Here is a 1,011-nt window from a genome sequence, read left to right as displayed (position 1 = left end):
TCTCACCCACATGACTATCAAATTATCAAGGTTCTTATGTTTCTTGTGAGTAATCCTCCACCCATTTCAGAGTTAGTTTCTACCCAACGAATCGCACTCCGGGTCTGAACCCGTATGAGTTAGGTTCAAATCGCGCTTCCCATTCTGGCTCTAGTGCCAGCTTGACAAGTGCTTGCAAGGCTCGGTCTTCCATTGTAGGTATACCCAAAGGTCGCTTCTCTTCCGTCCCAGGCTTAGGAATCCATACCCTCCTAGTTGGACTGACCTTTGACCCCAGGTTTAATTTTTGAGTCAGGTCTAAACGTTGCTTTGGAGTTAGCGACTTAACGCCATCTACACCCGCCGTCTTTTTCCCCTGGTTATCCTGGGTAACTCTACGAACCGATAAGACTCTTGCTGACCAAGACTTCATCAGCGTCTTTTGGAGTCTGCGAAATGCTTTTACATCACCACGAACAGAGGCTTGATAAATTCTCTTTTGGAGCTTATACACATTACGCTCTAGCTTGCGCCAGTTAATTTTGTGCCATTCCACCATCAGTTTTTTAGACTGTGTATTAGACATTTTTACTCACTACTTGAGACTTTATCTTCCAAATCATCGTAAGTCTGTTTGCATATTCTGGGCATTACCCCAGACGTTCGCTTCTGACTTAATCTCTCCTACTCGCTGCATACGGTTAGCACCTACTCAGGTATTCGACCACCTGAGAGCAGACGAGAGGTTATCTCGTTCCGAATGACCATACTGTGTACCTTTAGAGTGATGCTGTTCGCCGGGTTTATTGGAAGTGCTTGTTGGTCAATCGAAAACTTGCCAACTCCTTATCCTTTGCCTTTTGGCTCCAGCGCATTAAGCCTTATTTCGCTGGTTTTGTGTAACGACGATTCAGTTGCATCTTCAAGCCGGGGCTTTACTCATGGGTACTTTGCTCAATGCTTTACCAACTTAGGCTCAATGGCACTGAAAAAGTGAGCAAAAAAAAATCTGTAAGGCAATATCTACATAGA

General features: G+C 44.7%; 1 pseudogene. It reads right to left on the bottom strand.

Annotation, left to right across the window (positions count from 1 at the left end):
• Nucleotides 1-97: 97 nt before the first annotated feature.
• Nucleotides 98-565: pseudogene (locus QT974_RS34680) on the bottom strand (reverse transcriptase N-terminal domain-containing protein); the annotation flags it as partial.
• Nucleotides 566-1,011 lie beyond the last annotated feature (446 nt).

The sequence above is a fragment of the Microcoleus sp. BM001215392 genome (assembly GCF_036700185.1).
GTDB lineage: Bacteria > Cyanobacteriota > Cyanobacteriia > Cyanobacteriales > Microcoleaceae > Microcoleus.
The sequence above is the reverse complement of the archived record's forward strand: the minus strand, read 5'-3'. Positions and strand labels throughout refer to the sequence as shown.